Below are 1052 nucleotides of genomic sequence, written 5' to 3'. Positions count from 1 at the left end.
TCATTCGCCTGCCGCGCGATCTGTTCCAGGTCGTCGTCATCGAAGCTCATGGCGCACAGGACAGGACCGAAAATCTCTTCCTGCACCACCGCCATGTCGGGTCGGGTATCGGTCAGCACCGTCGGCGCAATGAAGTTGCCTTCATTGCCTATCCGCGTGCCGCCAAACGCCACCGTTGCACCGGCGCTCCTGCCCTGCTCGATATAGCTCATGACGCGGTCGCACTGGACCGGGGAAATGACCGGCCCCATCTGGACGCCTTCGCTGAGGCCATGACCAACGCGGATGTTCCCCGCCCGCTGGCCGATCCCATCCACGATCTGGTCGAACACCTTCTTGTGGGCGAACAGCCGCGATCCTGCGGTGCAGACCTGGCCGCTATTGGCAAAAATGCCCTGCGTGACACCGGGAATGGCAACCGACATGTCAGCATCGGGAAAGACGATGACGGGCGACTTCCCTCCCAATTCGAGCGACACTTTCTTCAAATTGCCCGCGGCAGCCTTGACGATGATGCGGCCGACCTCGCTGGAACCCGTAAAGGCAACCTTGTCGATCTGGGGGTGCGAGGCTATCGCTGCGCCCGCCGTAGGTCCAAAACCGGTCACGATATTGATCACGCCGGCGGGAATGCCGGCCTCCTGGACCAGTTCACCGAAGCGCAGCGCCGTCAGCGGCGTCTGCTCCGCCGGCTTGAGCACGATCGTGCAGCCGGTGGCCAGCGCCGGAGCTACCTTCCAGGCCAGCATGAGCAGTGGCGCATTCCACGGAATGATCTGCCCGACGACGCCGACCGGCTCGCGCACCGTGAAGGCATGGTACTTGTCCGGCGCAGAGATCGAAATGGTTTCGCCTGTGATCTTGGTCGCCCAGCCCGCCATGTAGCGGAACATATCCACGCTGAGCGCGACGTCGGAATTCCGGGCATTGGCAAGCGGCTTGCCATTGTTGAGAACCTCCAGTTCGGCCAGTTCATCGGCGTTCTGTTCCAGCAGATCCGCCAGTTTCCAGATGAGACGTCCACGTTCGCTGGGCGTGATGCGGCTCCATGG

Annotated in this window: 1 protein-coding gene; it reads right to left on the bottom strand. The window is 62.4% G+C overall.

The features are described 5' to 3' along the window. Positions 1-1052, bottom strand: a 1052-nt coding sequence (locus FJ980_RS34005; protein ID WP_140547708.1) for an aldehyde dehydrogenase family protein, incomplete at both ends; no start/stop codon positions are given.

The sequence above is a fragment of the Mesorhizobium sp. B1-1-5 genome, from assembly GCF_006443065.1.
Taxonomy (GTDB): Bacteria; Pseudomonadota; Alphaproteobacteria; order Rhizobiales; family Rhizobiaceae; genus Mesorhizobium.
The sequence above is the reverse complement of the archived record's forward strand: the minus strand, read 5'-3'. Positions and strand labels throughout refer to the sequence as shown.